General features: G+C 60.4%; 27 protein-coding genes and 1 tRNA gene. 8 read left to right on the forward strand and 20 right to left on the reverse strand.

Translation table 11 applies throughout. From position 1 onward, the window contains the following. Positions 1-32: 32 nt before the first annotated feature. The gene (gene pth, locus ACOH1Z_RS12045; protein ID WP_449648734.1) at positions 33-617 is read right to left on the reverse strand and encodes an aminoacyl-tRNA hydrolase; all 585 of its coding nucleotides are present in this window, start codon (positions 615-617) and stop codon (positions 33-35) included. Positions 618-643: 26 nt separating this feature from the next. Next, positions 644-1,270: a 50S ribosomal protein L25/general stress protein Ctc gene (locus ACOH1Z_RS12050; RefSeq protein WP_449648735.1), complete on the reverse strand. Its 627-nt coding sequence runs from the start codon at positions 1,268-1,270 to the stop codon at positions 644-646. A gap of 300 nt (positions 1,271-1,570) precedes the next feature. Here ACOH1Z_RS12050 and ACOH1Z_RS12055 point away from each other — a divergent pair, with 300 nt between their 5' ends. Next, positions 1,571-2,287, forward strand: coding sequence for a FadR/GntR family transcriptional regulator (locus ACOH1Z_RS12055; protein WP_449648736.1), 717 nt, complete (start codon positions 1,571-1,573; stop codon positions 2,285-2,287). A 25-nt stretch (positions 2,288-2,312) separates the two neighbouring features. Here ACOH1Z_RS12055 and ACOH1Z_RS12060 read toward each other — a convergent pair whose 3' ends face one another. From ACOH1Z_RS12060 to ACOH1Z_RS12075, 4 genes are read right to left on the reverse strand one after another with little or no spacing between them, the layout of a single operon-like run. Further along, a complete protein-coding gene (locus tag ACOH1Z_RS12060; protein ID WP_449648737.1) occupies positions 2,313-3,356 on the reverse strand; it encodes an L-idonate 5-dehydrogenase in 1,044 nt (347 codons plus the stop codon). Between the two features lie 57 nt (positions 3,357-3,413). Further along, a complete protein-coding gene (locus tag ACOH1Z_RS12065) occupies positions 3,414-4,187 on the reverse strand; it encodes an SDR family oxidoreductase (RefSeq protein WP_449648738.1) in 774 nt (257 codons plus the stop codon). A 9-nt stretch (positions 4,188-4,196) separates the two neighbouring features. Next, positions 4,197-5,606: a GntP family permease gene (locus ACOH1Z_RS12070; RefSeq protein ID WP_449648739.1), complete on the reverse strand. Its 1,410-nt coding sequence runs from the start codon at positions 5,604-5,606 to the stop codon at positions 4,197-4,199. A gap of 23 nt (positions 5,607-5,629) precedes the next feature. Then, positions 5,630-6,151: a gluconokinase gene (locus tag ACOH1Z_RS12075; RefSeq protein ID WP_449648740.1), complete on the reverse strand. Its 522-nt coding sequence runs from the start codon at positions 6,149-6,151 to the stop codon at positions 5,630-5,632. 209 nt (positions 6,152-6,360) lie between these two features. Between ACOH1Z_RS12075 and ACOH1Z_RS12080 the strand changes: the two genes are divergently transcribed. After that, positions 6,361-6,786 (forward strand): pyridoxamine 5'-phosphate oxidase family protein, encoded by a 426-nt coding sequence (locus ACOH1Z_RS12080; RefSeq protein ID WP_449648741.1) that lies wholly within the window; start codon positions 6,361-6,363, stop codon positions 6,784-6,786. Between the two features lie 32 nt (positions 6,787-6,818). Here ACOH1Z_RS12080 and ACOH1Z_RS12085 read toward each other — a convergent pair whose 3' ends face one another. Then, the gene (locus tag ACOH1Z_RS12085) at positions 6,819-7,136 is read right to left on the reverse strand and encodes a putative quinol monooxygenase (protein WP_449648742.1); all 318 of its coding nucleotides are present in this window, start codon (positions 7,134-7,136) and stop codon (positions 6,819-6,821) included. Between the two features lie 185 nt (positions 7,137-7,321). Here ACOH1Z_RS12085 and gnd point away from each other — a divergent pair, with 185 nt between their 5' ends. Together gnd and ACOH1Z_RS12095 are read left to right on the forward strand one after the other, a co-directional pair. Beyond that, entirely contained in the window at positions 7,322-8,776 is a 1,455-nt protein-coding gene (gene gnd, locus ACOH1Z_RS12090; protein ID WP_449648743.1) for an NADP-dependent phosphogluconate dehydrogenase, read from the forward strand. Between the two features lie 116 nt (positions 8,777-8,892). Then, positions 8,893-9,264, forward strand: a complete 372-nt coding sequence (locus tag ACOH1Z_RS12095; protein WP_449648744.1) for a hypothetical protein — start codon at positions 8,893-8,895, stop codon at positions 9,262-9,264. A gap of 19 nt (positions 9,265-9,283) precedes the next feature. On the opposite strand, the gene ACOH1Z_RS12100 is transcribed toward ACOH1Z_RS12095, so the two are convergent. From ACOH1Z_RS12100 to ACOH1Z_RS12115, 4 genes are all read right to left on the reverse strand, one after another. Then, complete coding sequence (locus ACOH1Z_RS12100; RefSeq protein ID WP_449648745.1) at positions 9,284-10,987, reverse strand: long-chain-fatty-acid--CoA ligase; 1,704 nt, start codon at positions 10,985-10,987, stop codon at positions 9,284-9,286. A gap of 65 nt (positions 10,988-11,052) precedes the next feature. After that, the gene (locus tag ACOH1Z_RS12105; protein ID WP_449648746.1) at positions 11,053-12,030 is read right to left on the reverse strand and encodes a ribose-phosphate diphosphokinase; all 978 of its coding nucleotides are present in this window, start codon (positions 12,028-12,030) and stop codon (positions 11,053-11,055) included. Between the two features lie 24 nt (positions 12,031-12,054). Beyond that, complete coding sequence (glmU, locus tag ACOH1Z_RS12110) at positions 12,055-13,506, reverse strand: bifunctional UDP-N-acetylglucosamine diphosphorylase/glucosamine-1-phosphate N-acetyltransferase GlmU (RefSeq protein ID WP_449648747.1); 1,452 nt, start codon at positions 13,504-13,506, stop codon at positions 12,055-12,057. Positions 13,507-13,575: 69 nt separating this feature from the next. Continuing rightward, positions 13,576-13,647, reverse strand: a tRNA-Gln gene (locus ACOH1Z_RS12115). A gap of 148 nt (positions 13,648-13,795) precedes the next feature. Here ACOH1Z_RS12115 and ACOH1Z_RS12120 point away from each other — a divergent pair. Beyond that, positions 13,796-14,287, forward strand: coding sequence for a MarR family winged helix-turn-helix transcriptional regulator (locus ACOH1Z_RS12120; protein ID WP_449648748.1), 492 nt, complete (start codon positions 13,796-13,798; stop codon positions 14,285-14,287). Then, complete coding sequence (locus ACOH1Z_RS12125) at positions 14,280-15,374, forward strand: YeiH family protein (protein WP_449648749.1); 1,095 nt, start codon at positions 14,280-14,282, stop codon at positions 15,372-15,374. Before ACOH1Z_RS12120 ends, ACOH1Z_RS12125 begins: the two co-directional genes overlap by 8 nt. Positions 15,375-15,410: 36 nt before the next feature. On the opposite strand, the gene ACOH1Z_RS12130 is transcribed toward ACOH1Z_RS12125, so the two are convergent. Both ACOH1Z_RS12130 and ACOH1Z_RS12135 read right to left on the reverse strand, forming a co-directional pair. After that, a complete protein-coding gene (locus ACOH1Z_RS12130; RefSeq protein ID WP_449648750.1) occupies positions 15,411-15,911 on the reverse strand; it encodes a DoxX family protein in 501 nt (166 codons plus the stop codon). Beyond that, entirely contained in the window at positions 15,911-16,348 is a 438-nt protein-coding gene (locus tag ACOH1Z_RS12135; RefSeq protein WP_449648751.1) for a DM13 domain-containing protein, read from the reverse strand. The genes ACOH1Z_RS12130 and ACOH1Z_RS12135 overlap by 1 nt, the downstream gene beginning before the upstream one ends. A gap of 162 nt (positions 16,349-16,510) precedes the next feature. Here ACOH1Z_RS12135 and ACOH1Z_RS12140 point away from each other — a divergent pair, with 162 nt between their 5' ends. Both ACOH1Z_RS12140 and ACOH1Z_RS12145 read left to right on the forward strand, forming a co-directional pair. After that, positions 16,511-17,209 carry a response regulator transcription factor gene (locus tag ACOH1Z_RS12140; RefSeq protein ID WP_449648752.1) on the forward strand — a complete coding sequence of 233 codons (699 nt, stop codon included), beginning with the start codon at positions 16,511-16,513 and terminating at the stop codon, positions 17,207-17,209. Beyond that, complete coding sequence (locus ACOH1Z_RS12145; protein ID WP_449648753.1) at positions 17,206-18,348, forward strand: sensor histidine kinase; 1,143 nt, start codon at positions 17,206-17,208, stop codon at positions 18,346-18,348. Before ACOH1Z_RS12140 ends, ACOH1Z_RS12145 begins: the two co-directional genes overlap by 4 nt. 3 nt (positions 18,349-18,351) lie before the next feature. On the opposite strand, the gene ACOH1Z_RS12150 is transcribed toward ACOH1Z_RS12145, so the two are convergent. The 7 genes from ACOH1Z_RS12150 to metG all read right to left on the reverse strand — a co-directional run bounded on the left by ACOH1Z_RS12150 (position 18,352) and on the right by metG (position 25,865). Continuing rightward, positions 18,352-20,187: an ABC-F family ATP-binding cassette domain-containing protein gene (locus ACOH1Z_RS12150; protein WP_449648754.1), complete on the reverse strand. Its 1,836-nt coding sequence runs from the start codon at positions 20,185-20,187 to the stop codon at positions 18,352-18,354. A 19-nt stretch (positions 20,188-20,206) separates the two neighbouring features. Then, positions 20,207-21,145, reverse strand: a complete 939-nt coding sequence (locus tag ACOH1Z_RS12155) for a 4-(cytidine 5'-diphospho)-2-C-methyl-D-erythritol kinase (RefSeq protein ID WP_449648755.1) — start codon at positions 21,143-21,145, stop codon at positions 20,207-20,209. 98 nt (positions 21,146-21,243) lie between these two features. Beyond that, positions 21,244-21,471, reverse strand: coding sequence for a 4-diphosphocytidyl-2C-methyl-D-erythritol kinase (locus ACOH1Z_RS12160; RefSeq protein WP_449648756.1), 228 nt, complete (start codon positions 21,469-21,471; stop codon positions 21,244-21,246). Between the two features lie 53 nt (positions 21,472-21,524). Next, positions 21,525-22,358 carry a serine protein kinase RIO gene (locus ACOH1Z_RS12165; RefSeq protein WP_449648757.1) on the reverse strand — a complete coding sequence of 278 codons (834 nt, stop codon included), beginning with the start codon at positions 22,356-22,358 and terminating at the stop codon, positions 21,525-21,527. A gap of 179 nt (positions 22,359-22,537) precedes the next feature. Further along, entirely contained in the window at positions 22,538-23,368 is an 831-nt protein-coding gene (rsmA, locus tag ACOH1Z_RS12170) for a 16S rRNA (adenine(1518)-N(6)/adenine(1519)-N(6))-dimethyltransferase RsmA (protein ID WP_449648758.1), read from the reverse strand. Beyond that, positions 23,365-24,288: a TatD family hydrolase gene (locus ACOH1Z_RS12175; RefSeq protein WP_449648759.1), complete on the reverse strand. Its 924-nt coding sequence runs from the start codon at positions 24,286-24,288 to the stop codon at positions 23,365-23,367. The genes rsmA and ACOH1Z_RS12175 overlap by 4 nt, the downstream gene beginning before the upstream one ends. Beyond that, positions 24,285-25,865: a methionine--tRNA ligase gene (metG, locus tag ACOH1Z_RS12180; protein WP_449648760.1), complete on the reverse strand. Its 1,581-nt coding sequence runs from the start codon at positions 25,863-25,865 to the stop codon at positions 24,285-24,287. The genes ACOH1Z_RS12175 and metG overlap by 4 nt, the downstream gene beginning before the upstream one ends. Positions 25,866-26,067 lie beyond the last annotated feature (202 nt).

Consider the following 26,067-nt stretch of genomic DNA (forward strand, 5'->3'; position numbering starts at 1 on the left):
GAGTTCACCCAGAGCGCAGCGAACCGCGAGTGCTACTTGCGTGGGCTGTGAAAGCGCAGCTGCGCGGCTTCGAGGCCGTCGCTCGCGACGAGAGCCACAGCATCCGCTGCATCTCCCAGCAGGTTGGGCAGCACGCTGCGTTCGTCGCTCGAGAAGTCCCGAAGCACGAAGTCTGCGGCGGGCTGACGACCGGGAGGTCGACCAATGCCGACGCGAACGCGAGTGAAGTCTGGCGAACCGACCGCTGCAGCAATGTCACGGATGCCGTTGTGACCACCATGGCCGCCACCGGTCTTGAGCTTGACGGTATCGAAATCGATGTCGAGCTCATCGTGAACGACAATGAGTCGTTCAACGGGGATCTTGTAGAACCGCATGAGTGCGGCCACCGGGCCACCCGAAAGATTCATAAATGAATTGGGCTTGGCCAGAATGAGCTTGGGGCCGTCACCAAAACTGCGCCCTTCAGCGACAGCAGCGTTGGCTTTGTGGTTCTTGAAGGTGGCAGAAAGTTCATCTGCCAGGTGGGCCAACACCATGTGGCCCACGTTGTGGCGATTACCGGCGTAGCCGGGCCCGGGGTTACCGAGCCCGACTACTAACCATTGGTCATCCACGATTTCTCGCTTGCGAAAGAATCGGATTATTCAGCAACCTCTGCGTTTGCGGCAGCGTCTGCAGCAACAGCTGCGGCTTCTTCTTCAGCAGCTTCAGCCTCAACCGACGAACGCGGAGTGCTGACACCGATGACGAGAAGCTCGGGGTCGGAAAGAAGAACCGAACCGGTGATGAGCGTGACGTCCTTGGCGTAGATGTGCTCGCCCTCTTCGAGGCCCTCGATGGAGACGGTGAAGTACTCAGGAATGTGAGTAGCTTCTGCCTCAACCGAAACGGTCGGTGCGTCAAGGTTGGCGATGGTGCCGGGAGCCGACTCACCGGTGATGTGGATCGGGACATCAACGATGACCTTCTCACCCTTGCGGATGACAACGAGGTCGATGTGCTCGATGATCTGGCGTACGGGGTCCTTCTGCACGTCCTTGACGAGAGCGAGCTGGCTCTTGCCATTGATGTCGAGGTCCAGAATCTGGTTCGACTTGCGCAGGATGAGGCTGATCTCGTGTGCCGGAAGGGCAACGTGGATGGGGTCGGTGCCGTGACCGTAGATTACGGCGGGAATCTTGCCGAGTGCGCGGAGCTTGCGCGCCGCACCCTTGCCGAAGGACTCACGTGCATCCGTAACGACGTGGTTTACGCCTGGCTTAGCCATTGTTATCTCCTCTGAAGACCGAAGTCTGTTGTGGGCCTAGTTCCTGCAACGAGCGGAGTTCTCGTCGCGGGCGCAGTGCCCAGATCATTGTCTGTAGTTCAACTCGAACGCCGGCAGATCAGATGTCTGCCACGTGAGGAAAAGCCCTGTGACTTGCCCGCCGCGTCGATAACGGAACTCGAAAGTTCCCTCGCCGAAGTTCAACTAGTCAGTGTACACGGATGATTGCGCCACAAATAGCCGGATGGGCTCGCCCGCGGCGGCGGCTAGCGCACGAGCGCCAACCACTACTCTTGAAGCATGTCCGGAGGCCTTCACGCACGCGTGCTCAATGAGCTAGGACTGCATATCGTCTCTGGTGAGATCTCGCCAGAATCCACGATTCTCGCCGAACAGCTTGAGGAACGCTACGGTGTCTCACGTTCCGTCGTGCGCGAAGCCGTGCGCGTGCTCCAGTCCCTAGGCATGGTCGCCTCGGTGAAGCGGGTAGGGATGCGCGTGCAGCCCATGTCGCAGTGGAGTCTCTACGATCCGCTCGTAATCCGTTGGCGCCTCGAACAAGCCGAAAATGGCCAGCAGCTACGCTCCCTCACTGAGCTGCGTAACGCCATCGAACCACAAGCAGCACAGCTTGCCGCTACCCACGCCTCCGATGAGACCAGCGGTGAGCTCCTCGCGCTGGCAGCGCGGATGCGATCGGTGGGGAGATCAGGCGACCTTGAACTTTTTCTTGAACTCGACATCCGTTTTCACTCGCTCGTACTGGCCGCAAGTGGCAACGAAATGTTTGCCCGCCTCGACCGTGTGATCGCCGAAGTGTTGACCGGCCGCACCAATCGCGGCCTCATGCCGTCGAAACCGCACGAAGAGGCCCTCCAACTGCACGTGGATGTCGCGGACGCCATTCAGGGCAAGCGACCAGACGACGCCTACGCCTCAATGGAGCGCATTATGAGCCGCACCATTGAAGAAGTTGAGCCGATCTGGGCTGGCGAACCGCGCATCTTCCTCGACTAGCTGTCGAGAGCTACCCAGCCTCTCACTAGAAACGCAGCAGCACCTTGCCACTGTTTTCCGAGTCCTTCGCCACGGCGAAAGCTTCATGAGCATCCGCTGCAGCAAATTCGTGCGTGACGATCGGACCGACAACGAGTGAACCATCAGCTAGCGCCGCGATCACCTCATCGATCTCATCGTTGAAGCGGAACGAACCAACGAGCTCAAGTTCACGAGTAATCGCCAGCGAAATCAGTGCAGGCTGCTGACCAGAAGGTAACAACCCAACCATCACCACGCGACCGCCACGAGTGGTGCCGCGAACGGCAGACTCGAGACCGCGATAGCTGCCCGATGATTCGAAAACGATGTCTGCGTCGACGGCGGCGATCGCATCCGTCTCCGTTGCGTGCAGGATTGAGGTCGCACCGACCTGCGTTGCGATGGCGAGCGGACCGGCGAACATGTCAACGGCCACAATCTCGCTCGCACCGGCGCGCTTGAGAACCGCAACGATAAGAGCTCCAATCGGGCCGGCGCCAATAACGAGAGCACGTTTTCCGCGAACCTCTCCGGCGCGCGAGACCGCATGCCAGGCCACGCTGGCTGGCTCAACCAGTGCGGCATCGCGCAAGCTCAACGAGGCGGGCAGTGCTCGCAGCATCCGGCTCGGCAAGGTAACGAACTCAGCGAAGGCGCCTTCGGTGTGCGGGAAGCGCGCGGCACTGCCGAGGTAGGTGCAGGCTGGAGAAAGATTGGGGCGGTCTTCTGGCCAGCGCGGCTCAGCGCCGCCGGGGGTTGCGGGATGCACGGCCACAGCCGTTCCCGCCGCAGGGCCGCTACCGTCAGCGGACTGCTGAATGACGGTGCCGACGACCTCGTGACCGAGAATCATAGGAGCCCTAAGGATCGACTCCCCCGCTGCGCCATGCGACCAGTAGTGCAGGTCTGACCCGCAGACCCCGCCGAACGCAATGTGAATCACGGCTTCATCGGCGGCCGGAGCGGCCAACGGAATGCTCTCCACGCGCAAGTCATCTTGAGCATGAATTGTGACCGCGAGAGTGTTGGCGGGGGCTGCATCTGTCATGAAAATCTTTTCTGTAGAACTTAGCCGGGTTCGTGCCTGCGGCGATTCGGCAGGAAATTAAACGACGACCGTCATGCCGCCATCGATGAAAATGACCTGACCATTGACATAGTCGGAACCACTCGAGGCAAGCCACACTGCCGGGCCACCCAGGTCGGCGGGGGTTCCCCAGCGACCGGCAGGCGTGCGCCCGAGAATCCAGTTATTGAAAGTGTCATCGTCGACCAGCCCCTGCGTCATCTCCGTGTGGATGTAGCCGGGGGCGATCGCATTGATCTGCAGCCCGCCGCTCGCCCACTCCGCCGTCATGGCACGAGTGAGATTGCGGATACCGCCCTTCGAGACCGTGTACGGGCCGATGGTCGGGCGCGCCAGATCGGTCTGCACCGACGCAATGTTGATGATCTTGCCCTCACCACGCGTTAACATGTGGCGCGCAACTTCGCGACCGACGAGGAACGCGCTCGTGAGGTTGGTGGAGATGACTCGGTTCCAGTCCTCCACGTCGAGGTCGAGCATCGGCTCGCGATGCTGGATGCCCGCGTTGTTCACGAGCACCCCGATCGCACCGATGGATGCCTCGATCTCGGCGATTGCGGTGGCGACAGCCGTGGCATCCGCTACGTCAAACGCGCGAGCGTAGACGCGTTCGGCCCCAAACTCTGCGCTGAAATCAGAATGAGTGGCAGCGAGCCGCTCCTCATCCCGACCGTTCAGCACAATCGTTGCCCCGGCCTCGGCGAGAGCTTGCGCGATAACTCGCCCAATTCCTCGGCTCGATCCGGTGACGAGGGCAATACGCCCACTCAGGTCAAACAGGGTGGATGCCACGGCTAGCTCCTAGAACATTCCGGCGACGAGGAAGATGACGAACGCGATCGCGAAGCCCATGACACCGATAAGTGCCTGGCCTACGGTCCACGTGCGCAGGGTCGTCTGGGTGTCCATGCCGAAGAAGCGGCTGACCAACCAGAAGCCCGAGTCGTTCACGTGACCAGCAAACACTGAACCGGCGGCGAGCGCGAGCACGATGGCAGCGAGTTCGGCCGGGTTGAGGGTGGCATCGGCCAGCACGACGGGCTGAATGAGCGCGGCCGCAGTCGTGAGGGCAACGGTTGCTGAACCCTGAGCGACGCGGATGATCGCAGCAATCACGAAGCCGGCAACGATGAGCGGCATGCCGATCGATTCGAGCGACGTTGCAATGCTGGCGCCGATTCCGCTGGCACGAAGAACTCCACCGAACATTCCACCGGCACCGGTGATGAGGATGATCGAGCTAACCGGGCCGAGCGCACTGTCGACGATTGTCTCGATGAGGGTGCGCTTCTTGTTGCGCTTCCACCCGAGCAACCACATGCCGAACACAACGGTGATGAGCAGAGCGATCGGGGTTTCACCGAGAAGACGAAGAACCTGAACAAGGGGGTTCTCAAGGTCAACAGCGCCGGCGGTAGCGAGCGCGTTGAGTCCCGTGTTCATGAAGATGAGAACGAGGGGAAGGAGAAGCAGGAACAGGATCGTGCCGAGCTTGGGGTCGGACTTGAACTCTGCTGCTTTCTCGTCGTCTTGGCTTCCGAACAGGATGTTGGGAATAGCAATGTCGAAACGCTTGCCGGTCCAGGTACCGAACTTATAGCCAACGACGTACCACGTGGGGAGCGCAACGATGAGTCCGAAGATCAGAACGAGCCCGACGTCAGCGCCGAGAAGGCCGGTTGCGGCAACGGGGCCGGGGTGCGGCGGAACGAAGATGTGCATGACCGAGAACGCGACAGCGGCGGGGAACGCATAGAAGAGGAGCGATCCGCCGAGGCGACGAGCAACCGTGAAGATGATCGGCAGCATGACGACGAGTCCGGCGTCGAAGAAGATGGGGAATCCCATCATGAGCGACGCAACAGCCAGGGCTAGAGGTGCACGCTTTTCTCCGAAGCGTCGAATGAGGGAATCGGCGAGCACTTGTGCTCCGCCGCTCATTTCGAGCATCCGGCCCAGCATTGCGCCTAAACCGACCAGCAGGGCAACGCTGGCTAGCGTGCCACCGAAGCCTGATGTCAGCGTCGGAATTATCTGGTTCGTAGGGATACCTGCGGCGATTGCTGTAACGAGGCTCACGATGATTAGCGAGAGGAACGCGTGAACGCGGCCAACGATAATCAGCAGCAGCAGGAGCGCAATGGCTCCCGCAGCGAGAAGGAGCAGGCCCCAGGTGGGCAACTCCCAGAGCAATTGGAGATCGGTCATCATTGTCCTTATTTCTCTAGTGCAGCTCAGCCGACGTAGCGGTCGGTGAGGTCTTTTTTGATTGACCGGACAATCTCGTCCGGGGTCTTGGTGAGATCGACGAGCACTCCGCGCTCGTCGTCTTGGAGCGGCTCAAGCGTGCTGAATTGAGAGTCAAGCAGGCTGTTGGGCATGTACTCGTGATTGCGGTGCGACTGACGTTCGGCGATCACTTCGCGGTCTCCGCTGAGGTGCACAAAAACCGTCGATGGAGCGTAGGCGGTAAGCAGAGTGCGGTATGAGCGCTTGAGTGACGAGCAGGCGACGATGATGGGGTTACCTTCGGCGAGTTCGGCGCCAATGCGGTCGGCGATGATCTCTAGCCAGGGGGCTCGGTCTTCGTCGTTGAGTGCGTGACCGGCAGCCATTTTTTCTTTGTTGGCTCGCGGGTGGAGGTCGTCACCGTCGATGAACTGCATGCCTAGCGCTTGGCCGAGGGCAGCACCGACAGTCGACTTACCTGATCCTGAGACACCCATCACGATGAGGGGTGGAAATTGTGAAGCCACAGTGTTCCTAACATTCGACGCAACGTTACGTCTGATATCAATCTCACTAGTCTGCCTTAAAGCAGACTTAATCAAAAGTCGACGAAGACATTTTCTTCTCTGAGAGGACGGATGCCGCACAGAACAGCCCTTGACGGGCACTTTTTATCCGATGAACTCTGGCCTATCAACCGCTACGGTGGGACGATTGCGCTACGGGAGGATTTGCCATGAGCGAGAATCTGAATGATCCAGTAGAAGAACTGAGCCTCGAAACCTGTTGGGAACTGCTTCGCACCGCCAGCTTCGGCAGAATCGCAGTCAGCTTTCAGGGTGAGCCTGAGATTTATCCGGTCAACTTCATCGCCGTCGACAACCGGATTCTGCTGCGCACAGCGGAGGGCACCAAGCTGCTCAAGCTGACCATCAACGACAAAGTCGCTCTGGAGACTGACTCCGTTGGCCCCCACGTTGCGTGGAGTGTTGTCATCAAGGGAACAGCCCGGGCGATCGAGTCTCAGACAGAGATCGATGTCGCCAACGAATTGCCGCTGCACCCACTGATCCCCACCCTCAAATACGTGTGGGTCGAGATCAGGCCAACCGACGTCTCTGGTCGGCGATTCCAGCTAGCGCCGGAACCCGAGCGATACTAGCCGCGCTGCTGGAGAAACAGCACCAACGGATACTAGAGGGCCCCTTGATGTGGGGTTCCCATCGGGATAGCCGTCATGCGCGTCACTGCCACAGGCGCGGTGAAGTGACTTCCCGCCTCAGCAATAAGAGTTGCCACTGCGGGGCTTGAGCCGTGAGCATCGAGAAGCTCCTCAGACTCCCACTTCTCGATCATCACGAGCGAACCATCGGTAGCCTCATGGATCGCGTAAAGCTCGCAGCCCGGCTCTTCGTGCACTTCACGAATCGCCAGCCTCAAGGCCTCGAGCACGATGTCTCGGCTCTCAGGACGAATGTGGAACACGGCGGTAACAATCACAGGCAGGCTCATACGGTTCACGCTACTCCCTCCCCGCAGTCCCCCTCACCCGTGCGTTCGGCTCCGAGTTCACCGTGCCAGCAAGCTGGATGGATGCCGCGAACCGCGTCCGCGTCGTGCCCTAGGCTTGATCATTGGGCCAACCACTCGTGAAGATTGGGCCCGCCACTTTGTCCCAGAGTCAAGGAGTGAACGATATGAGCGCTGAACAGGCAACCGCAAACATTGGCGTAGTAGGGCTCGCCGTTATGGGCTCCAACCTCGCCCGCAACCTCGCAAGCCGTGAGGGCAACACCGTTGCGATCTACAACCGCTCCTACTCGAAGACCGAGACGCTGCTCGCCGAGCACCCCGAAGCTAACTTCGTTCCGGCATCCACGTACGAAGAATTTGCGGCATCGCTGTCGAAGCCACGCACCGCCATCATCATGGTGCAGGCTGGCAAGGGCACGGATGCCGTAGTCGACGCTCTGACCGAAGCTTTCGAGCCAGGCGACATCATTGTCGACGGCGGCAACGCACTCTTCACCGACACCATCCGCCGCGAGAAGGCAGTGCGCGAGACCGGCATCAACTTCGTCGGCGCTGGCATCTCTGGTGGTGAAGAGGGCGCGCTTCTCGGCCCATCGATCATGCCCGGTGGTTCCGCTGAAGCATGGGAGACCCTCGGCCCGATCCTCAAGTCGATCGCTGCAATTGCCGAAGGTGAGCCCTGCGTCACGCACGTCGGCACCGATGGTGCTGGCCACTTCGTCAAGATGATCCACAACGGCATCGAATACGCCGACATGCAGCTCATCGCTGAGGCCTACGACCTCATCCGTCAAGGCACCGGCGCAACCCCCGCCGAAATCGCCGACATCTTCGCCGAGTGGAACAAGGGCGAGCTCGAAAGCTACCTCATCGAGATCACCGCGGAAGTTTTGCGTCAGGTTGACGCCAAGACCGACAAGCCCCTCGTCGACATCATTCTCGACCAGGCTGGTTCCAAGGGAACTGGCGTGTGGACCGTGCAGACCGCCCTCAACCTCGGAGTACCCGTTTCGGGCATCGCCGAAGCCGTATTCGCTCGCGCCGTTTCCTCGAAGCCTGCTCAGCGCGCGGCATCCGTAGCGTTGCCCGGCCCCAGCTCGGTACCCGCCGTCGAAGACAAGGCCGCGTTCATCGAAGATGTTCGCCAGGCTCTCTACGCCTCGAAGATCATTGCGTACAGCCAGGGCTTCGACGCCATTGTTGCCGGCGCTGAAGAGTACAACTGGGACATCAAGAAGGGCGAGATCGCCAAGATCTGGCGCGGCGGTTGCATCATCCGTGCGAGCTTCTTGAACCGCATCACCGAGGCCTACGCCGAAAACCCCGGCCTCGTGGCCCTCGTCACGGCGCCGTACTTCACCGACGCGATGGCAGGAACGCAGGATTCCTGGCGCCGTGTTGTGGGTGGCGCTGCCGCCGCCGGCATCCCGACCCCCGCGTTCTCGTCGTCACTCGCATACTACGACAGCCTGCGCGCACCGCGCCTGCCTGCCGCATTGGTTCAGGGACAGCGCGACTTCTTCGGCGCTCACACCTACAAGCGCGTCGACATGGATGGCACATTCCACACCCTGTGGTCGGGTGACCGCAGCGAAGTCGAAGCGACCGACTCGCACTAACACTCCTGGCGGCGGGCCCTGTGCTCGCCGCCACATTTTTACCGTCAACAACCTCGCAGTACTCCGGCTGGGCAAACGAAGCAGCGTTCAGCCCGCGGTGACAGAATGGGGGCACGATGAGTGAATACGAAGACGAACCAGAGTTATCTGGCTACGTGCCCCACGGTGAGCGACCACTGCGATCACGGGTGTACATGAACGTCATCCGTGTCGTCGTCGTGCTCGGCCTGATCGGTCTCGTCGTTCCCGGAATAGTTTCGGCAGTCGGCACAGCCAACAACACCGCAACGCGAACCTGTGCCACCTACACCGAATACTTGGCACCGAACGCAGTCTCGTTCGACATCCGCTTTGACCTTTTCGGCGACGGTGAACCGGGCTGGAAATGCTACTCGATCGCATTCAACGGCCAGGAAACGTTGCTGCGTTCGCTCGGCCTCATCCCCGGACCCGCCGTACTTCCGACCAGCCCCGCAAACAACACCTAGCGTCCACAGCCGTTGCGGCCTAGCTCTCGGCGGTCAACTGATCCCGGACCTGCTTACGCAGGACCTTGCCGATGAGCGAGCGGGGCAGCTCATCTACAGCAACAATGCTCTTGGGCACCTTGTAAGCAGCTAAATTTGCGCGGACAAAGTCACGCACGGCTTTTTCATCAAGGGTCGCACCCGCCGTGAGTACGACGGCGGCGACAACATCCTCGCCACTGCGCTCGCTCGGTAACCCAACCACGGCGGCATCGGCGATCGACCGATGCTGCCGCAACGCTTCTTCAACCTCACTGGGTGCGACATTGAATCCACCCGTGATGATGAGTTCCTTGATGCGGTCGACGATAGTCACAAACCCATCTTCATCTACCGTGACAATGTCGCCGGTGCGGAACCAATCCTTGCCATCGTCGGCAGCCGCTACAAACACTTCCGCGGTTTCATCGGGCTTGCCCCAATATCCAGAGAAAACCTGTGGGCCGCGAACAACGAGCTCACCCTCCTCCCCCAGTTGTCGATCAACCGTGGGGTTCTCTGGATCAACAACACGGATCTCGGTGTTCGGCAACGGCAATCCGACCGTTCCAGCACGCCGAGTGGGGCCGACAGGGTTCGCAATGAGGATGGGGCTCGTCTCCGACAATCCATACCCTTCAACGAGGGTTCCCCCGGTGCGCTCTTCCCAGGGCTCGACGACCGAAGCCGATAGGGGCATCGCTCCAGAGATCGCTATCTCGATGCCTTTCAATGACACCCCAGCCTCATCGGCAGCCGCGGTGAGTCGCTCGTAGATGGGCGGGACAGCAGGCAGGAACGTCGCTGGACGCTTCTTGATGACAGCGAGCACAAGCTCGGGATCAAACTTGGGGAACAGAACGAGGCGCGCTCCCATGCTCATGGCAAACGTCAAGCACAGCGTGAGGCCGTAGGCGTGAAACATCGGGAGAACGGCATAGACAACGGCCGTGCCGCGGGGCACTGCCGGAACCCAGGCGCGGGCCTGTGCCGCGTTGACGGCAAGGTTCACGTGGGTGAGCATAGCGCCCTTCGGCGACCCCGTCGTGCCACTCGTGTACTGAATAAGGGCCAGATCATCGGCGTCTGGCTTCACGATGTGCGCATCGATGAGAGCTGATTTCAGCAGCTCTTCCCACACGATGGTGCCGCGCACTTTAGAGGTTAGTGCGGTACGAGATTCCCGCGCTTTAGCGACAGGAAGGCGCAGTAGAGCTCTGGTGAGCAATGGCATGGAGCGAGTGACATCCACAGAAATGATGGTCTCGACGGCGACGTCGGCAGGAAAATCTTGAATCGTCGCTACGACGTTGTTCCAGGCGATGACAACGCGGGCGGAATGGTCTTCAAACTGGTGCCGAAGCTCACGCGGCGTATACAGCGGATTGTGTTCGACGACGATTGCGCCCAACCGCAGCACCGCGTAGAAGGCGACAATGTGCTGGGGACAGTTAGGCAGCACGAGGGCGACCCTGTCGCCCTTTTGCACGCCAAGAAGTCGAAGGCCTTCCGCTGCGCGATCGATCTGCTCGCCAAGTTCGGCATAGGTGGTCTCGCGGCCGAAGAATTCGAGCGCAACACCCTTCGGGTATTCAGCAATGGATGCCGCTACAAGATCGTAGAGCGAACCTTCGGGCAGCGGAATATCGCGAGAAACCCCGTCAGCGTAGCTGGCGAGCCAAGGACGATCGGACAACACAGTCATGACTTAACTGTATGCCTCAATAGCGCACTCAATTACTCAGCGCGCGCTGCTCACCCTGTGGGAGCTTAGGCCGCGCCGTCGAACATTGAGGTGACCGATCCGTCGTCGAAGACTTCGTGGATTGCACGAGCCAGTAGCGGTGCGATCGGCAGAATCGTGAGGGTCGGGAAGCGCTTGTGTTCCGGGATCGGCAGCGTGTCGGTGACAACGACAGAGTCGATGAAGTCGCTCTGCAAGATTGTGGGTGCCGGGTCAGAGAAGATGGCGTGAGTGGCGGCCACAACGACTTTGAGCGCTCCGGCACGCTTGAGTGCTTCGGCTGCCTTCACGATGGTTCCGCCGGTGTCGATCATGTCGTCGACAAGGAGGCAGACACGACCGCTCACGTCACCCACGATGTCGTGAACGGTGACCTGATTCGGCACGAGGGGGTCACGACGCTTGTGGATGATTGCCAGTGGCGAATCTAACTTCTGGCTCCAAATATCGGCAACGCGCACGCGGCCCATATCAGGGCTAACGACAGTGAGAGTCGAGGGGTCGAGCTGTTTGCGGAAGTGCTCAAGCAGCACCGGCATGGCGAAGAGGTGGTCGACGGGGCCGTCGAAGAAACCCTGAATCTGGGCGGCGTGCAGGTCGACGCTCATGATTCGGTCGGCGCCAGCGGCCTTGTAGAGGTCCGCGATAAGGCGGGCGCTAATCGGCTCGCGACCGCGACCCTTCTTGTCTTGGCGGGCGTAGGGGTAGAAGGGCGAGACAACGGTGATGCGCTTCGCCGAGGCCCGTTTGAGGGCATCCACCATGATCAGTTGTTCCATGAGCCACTCGTTGATGGGCTCAGTGTGCGACTGGATGACGAAGGCGTCGCAGCCACGAACACTCTCGTCGTAGCGAGCGTAGATCTCACCATTCGCGAAGGTGCGTGCGTCAGTGGGGACGAGATCGCTACCGAGCTCTTCAGCAATGTCGAGCGCGAGTTGAGGATGTGCCCGCCCGGAGACAAGCACGAGTCGCTTTTGACCGGAGATCTTAATGCTGGCCACGTGGTGACTCGCTCTCTGCCGCGGTTACGGCGTTGGTCGGTCAGGCAAAGTATCGTCGCTTGCTGCTTTGGCTGCGTGAGCCGCTGCAGTTCCCGCCCGATTGGTTTCAACCCAGCCACTGATGTTGCGCTGTGGAGCAACATTGATACCGAGAGACCCTGCCGGTACATCTTTTCGGATGACCGACCCTGCCCCGGTATACGCTCCGTCAGCAATTCTAACCGGAGCGACGAAGACGTTGTGTGACCCACTTCTCACATGAGAGCCAACTACCGTTCGGCTCTTGTTCACGCCGTCGTAGTTTGCCGTGATAGTTCCGGCGCCAATGTTGGATTGTTCGCCAACCTCGGTGTCGCCTATGTAGCTGAGGTGCGGCACCTTACTTCCCTCGCCGATAGTGGAGTTTTTGGTCTCCACGAAGGTTCCGATCTTGCCGCCAACGCCGAGTTTCGTGTTCGGGCGAAGGTAAGCAAACGGACCAACGGATGCATTCGCACCGATCACGCTGAGCGTCGCGTCGGTGCGTTTGACGACAGCATTCTCGCCAACTTCACAGTCAACAAGGGTGGTGTCTGGCCCGATGATGGCACCGGACAGCACGAGCGTTGCGCCCTTGAGCTGGGTGCCGGGCAGAATTTCGACGTCAGGGTTGAGGGTGACGTCGGCGTCGATCCAGGTTGTGGCCGGATCTTCGATGGTTACGCCTTCGCGCTGCCACTTCTGCACAATGAGTTCGTTCATACGACGGGCCGCTTCTGCCAGTTGTACGCGGTCGTTGACACCGGCGACCATCCAGCCGGCGGCGACGGGCATTGCTGAAACGATTGCTCCGACACCCCGTAGCAGGCCGACAACATCGGTGATGTATTTCTCGGCTTGGGCGTTGTCTGTGGTGATGCGCACGAGCTGCTCACGCAGCGGGCCAACGCTGAAGACGTAGGTGCCGGAATTGATTTCGGTGATCGCGATCTCGTCGGCGGTAGCGTCTTTTTGCTCGACGATACGGTCGAGGCCGCCATCGACCCCACGCACGACACGGCCGTAGCCTGTGGCGTCTTCAAGGATTGCCGAGAGCACTGTTGCGGCGGCAGACTCGGCGCGGTGTTGCGCGAGCAGCGACGCCAAGGTGACGGAGTCGAGCAATGGAACGTCGCCACTGACAACAACGACATCTCCGTCGAAGTCTGCTGGCAGCGAATCAACCGCAACTTCGACGGCACGACCGGTGCCGGGAACATCGTCTTGATCAACGATCAGAATGTCGGGCATCAACTCGGAGAGTGTGGCAACAACTTCGTCGCGCTGGTGGCGCACAACAGCGATTACGTGGTCAGGGTTGAGCTCGCGTGCGGCGGCAACCACGTGGCCAATGAGTTCGCGACCAGCAAGGCGGTGCAGAACTTTAGGCTTGGCAGACTTCATGCGGGTGCCTTGGCCAGCGGCGAGAACAATGACGGCGAGTTTGTGTTCGGTCATAGACCTATTGTGCCCTGAATGAGCCGCACTGAAAACGCCCCCTCACGTGAGGGAAAAGGTAAGAACAAGCTCCGCCTCTAGGATTCGAACCTAGACTGGACAGCTCCAAAGGCTGCCGTGCTGCCATTACACCAAAGCGGACCGCACCCGAAGGCGCTAACCAATTCTGCCAGATCATTGGCGCTCTGTCGTCCAACTAGCCCGATTCGGAGCCTTCACACACGATTGTGGCCGTTTCGGGGGGCCGCAACAGCACACATCCGGGTTGTGAAACTGAGATAATAACCGGATGCCCCAACGCGACGAAGTCGACCGAATTGTCGAAGCGTGGTCGCGTGAGCGCCCCGACCTCGACTTTGCGCCTCTGCATGTTTTGAGCCGGGTTGGTCGTCTCGCGAAACATCTGGAGCGAGCCCGCAGGGCGGCGTTCGCTGTTGCCGGTGTTGAGCCGTGGGAATTCGATGTGCTGTCGGCGTTGCGCAAGGCGGGAGCACCGTATCAGTTGAGCCCGACCGCGCTAGTGCAACAAACGATGGTGTCGAGTGGAACGATGACGAATCGCATCGACCGGATGGTGGCGCGAGGCCTCGTGGAGCGCCGCACTGACCCCAACGATGGTCGTGGCGTCATTGTGCTGATGACGGCGAGTGGTCGTGAGCGCGTTGATGAGGCCATCACTTCTCTCGTGCACGATGAAACTAAGTTGCTATCTCGTATGTCTCCACTCGAACAGGAACGATTGAGCTCGCTGCTCAGAAAGTTGAGCCTCGACGGTGAATAGCCCGCAAGAGCAGACTGCGTTCCGGCGAATCTCTCCCGGTCTCGGTCTTGCACTTGGTGCTTTTGGTCTTGCTCTGCTGATCAGTTTTTTGGTGCCAGCGATCCCGACGCTGACCGCGTGTGTTGTGTTGGGCATCCTGTTTAGCGCGCTGCCGTGGCGCACTGCGGTGCGTTCTGAGGTGAAGCCGGGCCTCGCAATTGCTGCCCGTCGTTTGTTGCGTATCGGTGTGGTGTTGTTGGGTTTCAAGCTGAGCCTCGTGAACATTGCCGAGTTGGGCTGGTTGGTTCTCGGCATGATTGTCGCAATCGTCATCATCACGTTTTTCTTCACGTGGGGATTGGGGCGGATGCTGGGCCTCCCCGGTCAGCAGCCGATGCTGATTGCTGCTGGCTTTTCCATCTGTGGCGCTTCGGCGATTGGCGCGATGGCGGGTATGACGCGCGCGAAAGACTCCGACACTGCGACTCCGATCGCGCTTGTCACCCTCTGCGGCACTCTCGCTATCGCACTCCTGCCTGCTCTTCGCCCCCTTCTCGGTCTCGATACTGCCGAGTTCGGGATGTGGGTTGGCGCGAGTGTTCACGATGTCGGTCAGGTTGTCGCGACGGCTCAGATTGCGGGGGCAACTGCACTTGCCGTTGCCGTAGTTGTGAAGCTCACGCGGGTTGCGATGCTCGCCCCGATGGTTGCTCTTGCGGGGGTTGTTGTTGCCCGCAGCGACCGCCGGGCGGCCATTGCGGGCAACGTCACTGCTGCTGACTCAGCGTCTATCGACTCTGCCGCGCAACTTGCTCGGGCGAAGCGGCCTGCGATTCTCCCCCTCTTTGTCGTCGGCTTTCTCGCTGCCGTGCTTGTGCGCACGTTCGTGCCGTTGCCTGATGGCTTTCTTGAGGTAGCTGCCTACGGTCAAGAACTCGTACTGGGCATGGCTCTCTTTGGGCTTGGCGCCTCGATCAGCCTCGGCAATCTCATTCGCACTGGCGGTCGTGCCCTCGGCGTCGCCCTTATCTCGTGGGCGGTCATCGCGCTGCTGTCGCTTGGTGCGGTGGAGATTGCGCGCGCCGCTGGTGTGGCGGCGCTCGGCTAGAGCCAGCGTCGAACGGCTAGAGCCAGCGTCGAACAGCTAGAGCCAACGCCGCACGGGAGCCACGAACCAGCGCGATTCTGGGTTCTTTCGCAGCACGAGTTTCTCAACGATCGTGGTGACAGAAATCCGTGAAGCACTGACCACGAACACTGCGGTGATTACCGACAGGGCGAGCATGATCGGATACTCCTCGATGAGTTGATCGGCAAGCCAGTAGGTCAGGAGCGTGAACGCACTCATGAGTGCGGCTGGCAACGTCAGCACACCGAGGATGAGAGCGATGCCGAGTCCAACTTCGAGAGCCGGGATGGCCCAGCCAAAGAAGTCGGGGGCCCCGCCGAGGAACGTGGTGGTGAATGCCTCGAAGTAGTCGGGCACGCGATTGTTGGAGACAGTGCTGTCCACAACGAGTCCGATGTCGGCCCCGCCAAATCCTGCCTTCAGCTTGAACAATCCTTCATTCAGCCACAGGATGCCGAGGCCAACCCTCGCCGCTCCCGTGATGACGGAAGCGACGAGGGAAAGCGCACGGTTCATCATGAGAGTGAAGCGGAACCGAAGATTGCCTTGACCTTGTCGCAGTAGATGACGACAGTGTCGTAACCGGCAACATCCACGCCATCAAGCGTGAAGGTCTGGCTGGCTTCGTCGAAGACAACCGAGTCGATCAGCATGCCCGCTGCAACGGCATCCTCATCGGAACCGTTGGTCAAGTACACGTGCAGGTCGGGGCCCTCATCGGAGGAGTAACCCGAGAGAACGATCTCGGAGTCGCTGACGGTGACCGTGCCAGCCACTGACTTGTCTCCAGCACCCTCAAAGGTGCCGGTGCGGGTTACCTCATCAGTCTGCGACTGCGAAGCCTCAGGGGCTGCAGGTTCACTGCTTGACGTGTCGGTTGCTGCACCGCTACAAGCGCTGAGCATGAGCGAGAGAGCCAAAATTGCGGATGCGGTGAGTGCTGTTTTTCTCATGGGAGAGTTCCTAAGTTCGATGGTGCGTGGAGGATGCCGGCGGGCGTGACACTCGCTGACGACTACGAACTTAGGCACCGGCATTCGCCTCTATGGCGAATATTTCACGAGCGTAAGAATTGAAACCGGTTACGCCATGACCGCCCGGATTAGGCTGGGGTCATGGAGAACAAGGCGAACGTGACCATCGTGGAAGACGATGCCACCGTGCTCTCCGTTGTCTCCGAATACCTGCGCGGGCGCGGATATTCCGTCACCGGCATTAGCGATGGAATCCAGGCGCGCGACGCACTGCGTGGTCCCCTTCCTGACGTGCTCATTCTCGACCGGATGCTGCCAGGCGTCGGCGGCGATGAACTCTGTCGCCAAGCGCGAGCGGCATCACCGCAACTGCCGATCATCATGCTGACCGCTCTCGATGCTGTTGAAGAACGCATCGATGGTCTGGAACACGGCGCAGATGACTACATCGCCAAACCCTTCTCACTTCGTGAGTTGCAGCTGCGAATCGATGCGATGGTGCGCCGAAGCCGAAGCTCGCACGTCACCTCCGAGATGTTCACCCTGAGCCAGTTTCGGGTAGACCCCGCCCATCGCAAGATTCTGCTCGATGGCAAAGAGATGACGTTGACTACCCGCGAATACGAGCTGTTTCTCTTTTTGCTCCAGAACCCCGATCGGGTTCTCAGCCGCGACGACATTCTGCGTGAGGTGTGGGGTTGGAGTTTCGGCGAAGCCTCGACCGTCACCGTGCATGTGCGTCGCCTGCGCGAAAAAATTGAACCCGAACCGCGTTTTCCCCGCTACCTCCTCACCGAGTGGGGTCAGGGCTATCGCTTCACTGTGAAGGATGCGGCATGATCCTCAACGCCAACGAACTGCTCCAGATTCTTGCCACCGCTGCCGCCTGCACCGCCATGGTGATGGTGGCCGCGATGATCGTGCTTCGCCTCAATCGACGCCGCACGATCGCGTTCCAGTTCACCATTGTGGTGATTGCCGCGATTCTGTCGATCGCCGTCTCGACAGTTGTCATCACCGCCCAAATGCATTTCTCCACCCACGACCTGCAAGTTGTTCTCGGCGTGGTCGCAATTTCCGCGCTGATGAGTCTCGTCGCTGCGTTAGTCAGCGGCCGTGCTGTTCACCGAGCCTTTGCGGCGCTGCGAGATTCCGTGGCCCGAGTGGGTGCCGGGGATGTCGTAGCCGCCGATTCGGGCACGTGGAAGGAAGTCGCCGAGGTATCAACCCAACTCTCTGAAGCATCCGAACGTCTCGCTGCCGCCCGCGACGAGATTGCGAGGCTCGATGCCTCTCGCCGCCAGTTTTTCGCGTGGATCTCCCACGACCTCCGCACACCCCTCACCGGCATCAGCGCGCTCGCTGAAGCCCTCGATGCGGGAACCGTCGACGATCCGAGCGACTACCTGCGCCAGATTCGAGCCCAAGTTGGCACGATGAACCGCCTCGTCGATGATCTCTTCGAGCTCTCGCTCATCCAGAGCGGCACCCTCAAGCTGCGCCCCGAGAACATCGAGCTGCTCGATATTGTGTCGGATGCTGTCGCCGACGTGAGCCAACTGGCTGCGGCCCGTGGCATCCAGATCAGCCATGCCGGGGTCGAAGGTCGGATGCTCTGGGCCGACCCCCATGAGCTCACTCGCGTTGTCGTGAACCTGCTCACCAACAGCATTCGCTACTCACCCGCCGATTCGCAGATTCTGGTGAGCGCCGACCAGCGCGACGACACCAGCCTCGTGCTTTCGGTGCTCGATCAGGGCAGCGGCGTTGCCAGCGAAGACCTCAGCCACATGTTCGAGATCGGATGGCGCGCTACCGAAGCCCGCACCCCAGAACAGCACAGCGGTGGCTCCCCCGGTGCCGGGCTTGGGCTCGCAATCGTGCGCGGCATCGTCGAAGCTCACGGCGGCGGCGTGAACGCCGAAAATCATCCGGATGGGTTTCGGCTCAGCGTCGCTTTGCCGACAACCGCGGTGTAGTTGCTACGCGAGGAGTTCTTCGAGCTCCAGCCAGCGCATTTCAACCGTGTCGAGTGCCTCTTGGAGGGCCTGCTGTTCGCCAACGAGCGCGCCGAGTCCCGCAAAATCTGACTGGTCGTGGGCGGCCATCCGCTGGTGAAGTTCAGCGATCTGCCCCTGCAGCTTCGTGATCTTGCGGCTGGCAGCAGCGTGCTCTTTTTGCGAGTTGCGCAACTCGGCGCCGCCCAGCTTGGGCTTCGCTTTCGCAGCGGTGGCGTCCGGAGCGCCGGCGGCAGCACCCGCGGCGTTGCCCGAGGAATCCTTGAGCTGCTGGTGACGCAATTCGAGATACTGATCAACACCACGCGGAAGGTGACGGAAGCCGCCCTCCATGACCGCATACTGCTGGTCGGTTACACGCTCGATGAGGTACCGGTCGTGACTCACCACCAGCAGGGTTCCCGGGAACGTGTCGAGAAGGTCTTCGATCGCGGCAAGCATGTCAGTGTCGAGGTCGTTAGTTGGCTCATCCAGAATCAGAACGTTCGGCTCAGAGAGCAGAATAAGCAACAATTGTAGTCGACGCTTCTGGCCTCCCGAAAGATCCTTCACCGGCGTCGAGAGCTGGGTGCTGGTGAAACCAACGCGCTCGAGCATCTGCGTCGGCGTCATCTCTTTGCCACCAGTGACATAGGTGCTCTTGTGACGACCGATGACGGTGCTGACGCGCTCATTCCAGATGTCTTCGAGTTCAGCGAGCTGCTGGGTGAGGGTGGCGACCTTGATGGTCTTTCCGCGCTTCACGCGACCACTCGTCGGGTTCAGGCTGCCGGCAACGAGCGACAACAGGGTCGATTTTCCGGCACCGTTTACACCGAGGATTCCGGTGCGTTCGCCTGGCGCAATGCGCCACGTGATGTCATTCAGCACTGTCTTCTCGCCGGCAACGCCCGTTGTCGGATCAATGACGGGATACGTGACGGTGACCCCTTCGAGGTCTACAACGTCTTTGCCCAGTCGCTGCATCGCCATCGACGACAGTGAAACACTGTCCCGTGCTGGCGGCTCGTTCTCGATCAAATCGTTTGCCGCATCAATACGGAACTTGGGTTTCGTCGTGCGCGCTGGGGCACCGCGGCGCAACCACGCAAGCTCCTTGCGCATGAGGTTCTGGCGCTTTGATTCGGAAGCCGCCGCCATCCGGTCGCGTTCAACGCGCTGAAGAATGTAGGCAGCGTACCCGCCCTCGAAAGGTTCGATCAGTCGATCGTGGACCTCCCACGTTGCGGTACAAATCTCGTCGAGGAACCACCGGTCGTGAGTGACGACCAACAGCCCGCCGGCGTTCGTGCCCCAACGACGCTTGAGGTGGCCAGCAAGCCAAGAAATACCTTCAACGTCGAGGTGGTTAGTTGGCTCATCCAAGAAGATGACATCCCAGTCACCGATGAGGAGAGCAGCGAGAGCAATACGACGACGCTGACCACCAGAGAGGTCGCCGACTTTGGCCTCCCAGGGGATGTCAGCAGCAAGGCCCGCAATAACGTCGCGAACCTTGGGGTCGCCCGCCCACACGTGCTCATCAATATCGCCGATGACGGTCTCGTGCACCGTTTTGGTGCCATCGAGCTCATCTGCCTGATCGAGCATGCCGAGGGTCACGCCATTGCGGCGCGTAACCCGCCCCTCGTCGGGGTCGAGCTTGCCCGAGAGCATCCGCATGAGGGTGGTTTTGCCGTCACCGTTGCGGCCGACGATGCCGATACGGTCGCCCTCGTCGAGGCCGATCGTGACATTGTCGAAGATTACGCGGGTCGGAAATTCAAGATGAAGGGACTCAGCGCCAAGAAGGTGTGCCATTCGGGCAAGCCTAGCCGGGTTAGTCGGTGATGATTCGCGCTCCGTGCACGGGACCTGTTGCCCGCACGACTGTCATTTGGGCTGCGCTTAACGCAATTTGTAGTTCTAACGCCGAATCAAGGTCAGCAGTGAGGAAGGCGACGGTGGGGCCAGAACCCGAAATGACGCCGGCAAGTGCACCATTCTTTTCGCCAAGTTCGATGACCGAAGCCAGAGACGGCTCCATCTTGAGTGCGGGAGCTTGAAGGTCATTGTGCAGGCACTCTGCCAACATGTGCGGGTCGCCGGCACGCAACGCCTGCAACACATCCGCCTCAACAATGGGTGCCACTTGGGCGGGAAAGATGTCTTGAGAATGACGCTGGCGGTGGCGGTCGAGCTCTTCGTAGACCTCCGGAGTTGAGAGCCCGAAGTCGGCGAGCGCCAACACCCACTGAAACTGACCCTTGGCGAGAGCCGGGCTGAGTTGGTCGCCACGACCCGTTCCTATGGCTGTTCCCCCGGTAAGAGAGAACGGCACGTCGGCGCCAAGTTCCGCAGCCAGGGAGATCATTTCTTCGCGAGAGAGTGCCGTGCCCCACAGGGCGTCACAGGCAAGGAGCGTTGCTGCGGCATCCGCAGAACCACCGCCCATGCCTCCCGTAACCGGGACATGCTTATCGATTTCCAAACGCACGCCGCCACGGTAGCCAGTGCGGCGAGCGAGTAGTCGAGCGGCTTTGATCGCGATGTTCGAGCCATCGGTGGGCACTCGAGAAAGATTGACTGTTCCTGAAACAGAAACCGAGAAGTCGTCGGCGTGGAAAGCGCGAACATCTTCATAGAGAGACACCGCCTGATAGGCGATTGCAACGTCGTGGTAACCATCGTCAAGGAGCGAGCCCACTTTGAGGAAGACATTGATCTTGCCTGGGGCACGGGTGTGAACCATTGAGGAGGCTGCCGGGACGGTAGTCATGAACCAAACTTACCTTGTGTCACGGACCGTTCTGTGCGCTCAATCGCAGCCAGCTCGCTCTAGCCGGGAGAGTTGAGAATCAATTTACGGTGCGGAAACTACTCGGAAATACTCAACCCACGCGCAGTGGCATAACGCGTCGTCACTGACTCGGCCCATTCCGTGCTCACTTCACTCGCGTTGGCGCCAAACCAGTCAATGATCTGCGAGCGCTGCCATTTGCTTGCGCCAGCCATATCGAGAAAGGCGAACCATTCGTCTGGGTGCCTCCCGGTGCCGTCGAGCACATCGCGATCACTGGGAATGTTGTTCGTTTGTTCCGACATAACAACAACCTACCCCCGGGAGCTCACGCCCCACAGCACCCGGGGCAAGATTGTTAGCTTCCGAACGCTTCGGCGATTAACTCTCCCGCTAGTTCCTCAGGGTCGCAGTCGACACCGTGGCGCTGAAACCATGAACACACGTTTCGGCAATCGCGCTCAACCAACTCAATACCGCTCGGATTACTGACGATGTCCACAATCTGTGGCACATCAATGACCACAACCCGACCGTGATGCACGAGCAAGTTATACGGCGAGAGGTCACCATGCGCATACCCGGCCCGCGCAAAAATACGCATGAGTTCAACAACTTGATGCCACAGGTCAGCAAGCTCCGCAGCATCCGCCCGCACCGTGGCTAGGCGAGGTGCCGCTTCTCGACCATCGCCAATGAATTCCATCAGCAACTCAGTGTTATCAACCTGCACCGGATACGGCACCGGCGCACCACGCGAATGGAGTTCGCTCAGCGCACTGAATTCGGCAGACGCCCACAAACCTGCTGACAGCGCACGGCCATAAGCAGACTTTTTCTGCAACGCGCGACTGTCACGCGAGCGCCGAGTGCGGCGCCCTTCGGTGTACTGCGACGAACGATGGAAGTCGCTCGTCTCCGTGCCGCGGTAGCGCTTTGCCGCCAACAACACAGATTCAGCATCGGGAACAGCGCGCTCGATGAGAAACACGTCGGCCTCTTTGCCCGACTTGAGCACGCCAAGCTCCGTATCCATTGCGCCGGCGGACGTCACGAGCCAGGAAGGCCACGGGCGTGGCCCTCGAAGCGACGGAATGATCGATGGCCAGGTTGACCAACGCTGATCTTCGCCAGGAGTCGCCGACGAGAACGATAAAGCAGATTGCGAAAAAGTGTCGTCACTGAGTGACATAGGTGGTTCTCCAGAACGGAGGTCACCGCAGACCTATTAGGCAGTGACCTCAATGAGTGGGGGGTCGAAAGAAGACTCGACAGAAACAGTCATTACCTTCCCCTCCCTTCGGGCCAGTGGCCCCACTTCTGAATAACTCGCACCCTGGATTCGCGTGCAGTGCGATGACAGGATTTTAGCTAGGCCGCCCGCGCAATAGCAAGGAAATCGTGCACCGTAAGCTCCTCGCCTCGAGCCGTCGGTGCGACACCCGCCGCAATGAGACGCTCTGAGGCGGCCGTTGAGCTGCCCAGCAGACTCGAGAGCGACTGACGCAACATTTTGCGACGCTGCTGGAAGGCGGCATCCACTAGGGCGAACGTTGCTTTGCGCTCGTCAATCGTGCCGGGTTGTTCGCGACGCTCAAAGCGCACAAGCACCGAGTCGACGTTGGGCACGGGCCAGAAAACTTGACGACTCACGAGGCCTGCGGTGGAGAACTCTCCGTACCAAGCGGCCTTGATGCTCGGCGAACCGTAGACCTTGCTGCCGGGGCCGGCCGCGACACGATTGCCGACCTCCGCCTGCACCATCACGAGCCCGCGATCGAGCGAATCGAAGTGCTCTAAGAAATGCAGCAGCACGGGAACCGACACGTTGTAGGGCAGGTTCGCCACGAAAACACGGGGGTCGTCGGGCAACTCGGTGACGCGCAACGCGTCTTCGGTGATGACCGTGAGGCGCGCATCCGGCTGCATCTGACTCACCGTGAGCGGCAACTGGGCAGCAAGCCGTTTGTCGATTTCGACGGCGACAACGGATGCCCCGGTCTCGAGCAACCCGAGCGTGAGTGATCCCAACCCTGGGCCAACCTCGACCACCGTTTCACCCGAGACGACGTGCGCTGCCTTCACGATGCGGCGCACCGTGTTGGGATCGATAACAAAGTTTTGGCCCAACTTCTTGGTGGGCTGAATGCCGAGCAGATCAGCGAGATCGCGGATTTCGGCTGGGCCGAGCAGTGTGCTCATCGAGTGCCTGCATTCTCTGGAAGTTCGGTATCCCACGAGCCATAAACGGCCTCGGTGGTGGCGGCGAGCTGCGCCGAAAGTTCGAGTTCGTCGATCTCCAAGTGAGCCGCCATTGCACGCACCGTGTGCGGCATCAGGTACGGAGCATTCGGTCGACCTCGCAGCGGATGGGGCGTGAGGTAGGGCGCATCGGTCTCGACCAAAATGTGGTCGCGATCGATCACCGAAAGAGCTTCGCGCAGATTGGCCGCATTCTTGAACGTGACCGTGCCAGCGAACGACAAGTACCAGCCGTGATCGGCAGCAATGCGCGCCATCGCTGCATCACCCGAGAAGCAATGGAAGACGGTGCGCTCCGGCGCCCCGACCCGCAGCAGGGTCTCAATGACGTCGTCGTGGGCGTCGCGATCGTGAATCTGCAGCGCAAGGCCGTGCCGCTTGGCGATCGCAATGTGCTCTTCGAAGGAACGGAACTGCGCGGGGCGGCCCTCGTCTTCCGTGCGAAAAAAGTCGAGACCGGTTTCGCCGACGGCGCGCACTCGAGGAAGCGCGGCGAGTTCGTCGATCGCGGCGAGCGCCGCATCCAACTCCCCTGCGGCTTCGAGCTCAGGAGCGTCGTTGGGGTGAATTGCTACCGCTGCGAGAACACGGGGGTTGGTGGCCGCGAGCTCGGCCGACCAGCGGCTCGTCGCGACATCCGTGCCGACCTGCACAACGCCGCGAACGCCCACCGAGGCTGCCCGCGCCAGGTGATCGTGAAAGTCGAGTTGGTTATCGGGCCCGCCGTCAGCAATCTCGAGGTGAGTGTGATTGTCATAGACAACGCCCTCAAGAGGGTCGGGCAGCGGCGGATACTGCAGCTTCTCGGAGGCTTTCTCGTCGGCGCTGCGGTGACGCTGCCTGATGAACGGTTCGGTCACGCCGTGCCGCTCTCGGCATCCACTTCGATGCGGGGGAACAGCGACGATTCGAGCGCGGTCACGCGACCGCTGTTCGACCAGTCCTGGGCAGTATCGATGCGCTGCTCGCGCAGTTCGCCGAAACCACCGATCGCTTGCCACAGCTTCTCGGTTGCCTTGGGCAGCACCGGCGAAAGCAAAATGGCGAGCGTGCCCAAACCGTTCACGGTCGTGGCCAGCACAGTGCCGAGACGCTCGCGGTTGGCGGGGTCTTTCGACAGCGCCCAGGGCTCTTGCTCGGTGATGTACCCGTTGAGTTCATCCACGAGCTCCCACACCGCGGAGAGTGCTTCGTTGATCGCAAACGTATCGATGAAGGCGTTCGACTGCTCGGTCGCGCGCTTCTGGGTCGCAATAATCGCTTCGTCGGATGCCGTCAGCTCACCGAACGCCGGAATCTCGCCATCGAAGTACTTATTGACCATCGCAATGACGCGCGAAGCCAGGTTGCCGAAGCCGTTAGCCAGCTCTGATTGGTAGCGCGCGCTCAGGTCTTCCCAACTAAAGGAGCCGTCTTGACCGAAGGTGATGGCGCTCATGAAGTAGTAGCGGAACGCGTCAGAGCCGAAGGTGTCAGTGATCTGGCTGGGAGCAATACCGGTCAGTTTCGACTTGGACATTTTTTCGCCACCGACGAGCAACCAGCCGTGGCCGAAGACGGCGCGCGGCACGGGAAGTCCTGCGGCCATGAGCATGGCGGGCCAGATGACGGCGTGGAAGCGAGCAATGTCTTTTCCGACAAGCTGAACGGCAGGCCAGCGCTTGGTGAATTGTTCGTCGTCGACGCCGTAGCCGATGGCGCTGATGTAGTTGAGCAGAGCGTCGAACCAGACGTACACGACGTGGGTTTCGTCCCAGGGAACCTTGACACCCCAGTCGAAGCTGGAACGCGAGATCGAGAGGTCGTCGAGACCCTGCTTGACGAACTGCACGATTTCGTTGCGCACGCTCGCGGGCTGCACAAAGTCGGGCTGGCTTTCGTAAAGGTCGAGCAGCTTCTGGCCGAAGTCGCTCATGCGGAAGAAGTAGTTTTTCTCTTTGAGAATTTCGACGGGGCGCGAGTGGATCGCACACACGAGTTGGCCCTTGTATTCGCCGTCGGGAGCGGTGACGAGGTCGTCGAGCTGCTTGTACTCTTCGCAACCGACGCAGTAGTAACCCTCGTATTCGCCGGCGTAGATGTGGCCATCGTCGTAGAGGCGCTGCAAGAACGTGGCGACAGCCTTCTCGTGACGCTCGTCGGTCGTGCGGATGAAGTCGTCGTTGGCGATGTCGATTGTTTCGAGCAGTGGCTGCCAGGAGTCGGCAACGAGGCGGTCGGCCCACTCCTGCGGAGTCGTGTTGTTGGCCACGGCGGTGCGCAGAATTTTCTGGCCGTGCTCATCGGTTCCCGTCAGCAGCCAGGCATCTTCTCCGCGCTGACGGTGCCAGCGCGCGAGAACATCGGCGGCCACCTCCGTGTACGCGTGCCCGATGTGGGGAACGTCGTTCACATAGAAAATGGGCGTCGCAATATAGAAGGAGTCGCCAGCAGACATGCGTTCATTCTATTCGCCAGCGGCAATTCATTACGCCCGGCGGAGGCGCGGTGTCGGGCATCCACCACTTCGACCGCTTCCACTCGCGCGGACACGAGGTCAGATGTGGGATTATGTGGCTTTTTCTTTATTTCTATTGCAATCCCACAAGAACGGGCGTATTCTCACAGAAACGCATTCGGGTGCGTTAACCAATCACAGG

Source organism: Rhodoglobus sp. (genome assembly GCF_053580035.1).